The sequence below is a fragment of the Chengkuizengella marina genome, assembly GCF_009910845.1.
Taxonomy (GTDB): Bacteria; Bacillota; Bacilli; order Paenibacillales; family KCTC-33759; genus Chengkuizengella; species Chengkuizengella marina.
Genome location: NZ_SIJB01000060.1, coordinates 1 through 3,779 on the forward strand (window position 1 = coordinate 1; position 3,779 = coordinate 3,779).

General features: G+C 35.3%; 3 protein-coding genes. All 3 read right to left on the reverse strand.

Translation table 11 applies throughout. The features are described from left to right. The coding region (locus ERL59_RS21485) for a S8 family serine peptidase (protein WP_328699986.1) at positions 1–543 on the reverse strand (543 nt) is incomplete at its 3' end. Between the two features lie 136 nt (positions 544–679). Continuing rightward, positions 680–3,151 (reverse strand): hypothetical protein, encoded by a 2,472-nt coding sequence (locus tag ERL59_RS21490; protein ID WP_328699987.1) that lies wholly within the window; start codon positions 3,149–3,151, stop codon positions 680–682. A gap of 420 nt (positions 3,152–3,571) precedes the next feature. Further along, positions 3,572–3,779: RHS repeat domain-containing protein (locus ERL59_RS19755; RefSeq protein WP_160647956.1), on the reverse strand; the 208-nt coding region annotated here is incomplete at its 5' end.

The following is a 3,779-nucleotide window of genomic DNA, read 5'->3' on the forward strand; positions in this document are numbered from 1 at the left end:
GCCAGCTACATGAGTTCCATGTCCATGATCATCTTCATCAAACGATTTGTCCTCAACAAAAGAAACTCCGTCTTTTACTTTCAAATCTGGATGATCAGCAATTCCCGTATCTAGAATAGCGATATTTATATTTTTACCTTCATATTTATTCTCATGGGCAAGATCACTGCCAATAGCCTGTATTCCCCAAGGAATCAATTGATTATCTTCAACATCTTTCTTTTTTGGTTTATCTACGGATGTCACTTCAACGATTGCATTTTCTTCCACGAATAAAACTTCTTCATCACTGGCTAATTCTAATAATTCCAATTCGGTTAACTCAGCAACAATCATATCTTTCTTTTTGGTTTTGATCTTTTTTGTTTTTTTATCTTTTAATTTTTTTTCTTTAAATTCTTCTGAAGAAACTTCTTCATGTAGCCCTATTAAATAAGAAGTAACCTCTTCTTTCTCTAACAGTTCACTAGGATTTGCATATGCTAGATTTGAAAATAGCATAGTAAAGATACAAATAAGTACGATCATCTTTTTTGAGTTCACAATGTTACCTCCTCGTTTACATACAATGTTTCAATTCTAGTTGGATTGTCTTATCATCGAATATCACTTAAAATATATTTCCAAATACTTACACCATGGTTTTAATAGTGTAAAACCATGATCGTAAATTAGTAATCTATTGAGGAGTGACTGTTATTTTGATAAGATTTCCATTACTGTCATATTCATAGTGATACTCTACTTCTGTATTGACCTGAAATGGAGTTACATCAAAGGTATAATTGGATTCAGATGAACTTCCATCAATGCCAAAGATTACAATGTAATAGGTTTGTCCAGCTTCTACGAAATATAGTTCCTCCGACAGATTTGGACCTTTCATCGAAATGAGGTTTTGATTGCCATCATAGATATATACATCATAATTTGCATCTATCGGTGTTTGGAAAGAAAGTTGATCAATCCCACTATGATCTGCTGTATATTGAAAAAAATCTTGATCTATCACTGAGCTAATATAGGAATCATACGTTTCGTTATACTCAATCGAGTAAGCGGAATTAAAACGATTATTCGGTTCATATGTCTCGATGCCTGTTGAATCTACTGGGATTGCACTCACCTCAATTGAGTTTTCGCTTTCACCAAGTTCATTGACCGCACTCACCACATAATGGTATGTTGTTAAATTGACCACATTGATATCTGTGTAAGTAGCAGTCATAATTCCACTAGCTATCGTTGTATACAAGCCTCCACTTTCTTCTGCACGTTTAATAGTGTAACTATCTGCCCCATTACTTTCATCCCAATTCAGTTGAACTTGCTGATTTCCTGAGATAGCTTTAAATCCTGTAGGTGTATTAGGTATAGCTAGTACTGGCGTTGCACTCACTTCATTGGTGTTTTCACTTTCACCTGAACTATTAACAGCACTCACTACATAGTAGTACGTTGTTCCATTTTCTACTGTTGTATCCGTATAACTTGTTTTTGTAATATCATTTACTATGATTGTATAGGGTCCGCCTACACTTGTAGAACGTTTGATATTGTAACTTTCTGCACTAATACTTGCATCCCATCTCAACTGAACTTCACTACTTCCTAATATAGCCATAAATCCACTCGGTGCGTTTGGAATGGTTAATACACTCACCTCATTGGTGTTTTCACTTTCACCTGAACTATTAACAGCACTCACTACATAGTAGTACGTTGTTCCATTTTCTACTGTTGTATCCGTATAACTTGTTTTTGTAATATCATTTACTATGATTGTATAGGGTCCACCTACACTTGTAGAACGTTTGATATTGTAACTTTCTGCACCAATACTGTCATCCCAACTCAACTGAACTTCACTACTTCCTGATATAGCTGTAAATCCACTCGGTGCATTTGGAATGGTTAATATACTCACTTCATTGGAGTTTTCACTTTCTCCTACATCATTGACTGCACTCACCATGTAGTAATAAGTAGTTCCATTATTTATATTTATATCATCATAACTCGTTGTTGTAACCTCATTTGCTATGATTGTATGGGGACCACCTGAAGTTGTTGAACGTTTGATTGTATAATAATCAGAATCAACTACTTCATTCCAAGATATAGAGATAAGTGAATTATTCAAAGTAGCTACTACATTTGTAGGAGGAGTAGGAATTGATAAGATATCTGTCCAACTCGATACACCTGAGGTTTGTCCATAATCATCAATACCTACAGCAACAACACTTCCATCGTTTCTTAGCCCTACCGTATGATAACCACCTCCACTTACTTCTACAATATCTGTCCAACTCAATACGCCTGAGACTTCACCATTATTATCAATACCTACGGCCACGACACTCCCATCACTTTTTAAGCCTACTGTATGAGTGGACCCTGCACTCACTTGTACAATATCTGTCCAACTCGATACTCCTGAGGTTTGTCCATAATGATCATATCCTACGGCAACAACACTCCCATCGCTTTTTAAGCCTACCGTATGGTACATTCCTGCACTCACTTGTACAATATCTGTCCAACTCGATACGCCTGAGACTCCACCATACTTATCATGACCTACGGCAACAACACTTCCATCACTTTTTAGTCCTACCGTATTGAAATGTCTTGCACTCACTTGTACAATATCTGTCCAACTCGATACACCCGAGGTTTGACCATAATCAAAATCATCATTAGTACCTACAGCCACGACACTCCCATCGCTTTTTAGCCCTACCGTATGAAAATATCCTACACTCACTTGTACAATATCTGTCCAACTCGATACGCCTGAGATTTGTCCATAATCACCAGCACCACCTACGGCTACGACACTCCCATCGCTTTTTAAGCCTGCTGTATGATTTTGTCCTGCACTCACTTGTACAATATCTGTCCAACTCGATACGCCTGAGGTTTGACCATACTTATCATAACCAACGGCAACAACACTTCCATCGTTTTTTAGCCCTACCGTATTAGCCCCTCCTGTACTAATATTTGATTGTTTATCATCCTCTTGAGTCAAAGATAGCGTGGACGCAGTCATTTGATTCAAATCTACAACTTCTTCAGCTATAACTAGAGTTGAAAATACTAATAGAAATATACATAAAAAAGTTACTGTTTTTTTAATAATCAATATGATTCCTCCTAAAATATAAGTTAATATGTAATAATTTAATTCTCTCTTAAACTTCTTGAACCAACTTCCCCCCTTCAATTACTAAAAATTTCATTAATTTACCTTTAAATCATATATAAATCTCTTTCATATTCCAATGGAAATAAATTCATTCTGAGGCTGCGATGATCTAGAATTAAACAATTAAAAAAACTTTCATAAAAAGTTAACAAAATAAAATATTCAGAAGTAAGTTTTCTCTTCTAAATCTATAAACTTATTCTTGTAAACTATACTCTTCCTACGTTTTGCTATCCTACTATAATTTGTTTCTAACATGTAGCAGTTGTAACGTAAAAATACAGATCAGTATGATTATTTTTTTTTAATTTACAATGTTGCCTCCTCATATATATATTGCACTTTTACTACTTCGTTTTAAGGTTGAATATAGCTGCGAATAAGATTACCATTTATATCATATTCATACACCAGTGTTTCACCCGAAAGTAACACAATGGAAGTGAGTCTACCATTTTCATCATAATGATAGGTATACGTTCCAATTGACTCATTCGGTGTAGCCATCACTTCACTGGAAACTTCACTCTCACCAATCTGATTGACTGCAGTAATTACATAGTAG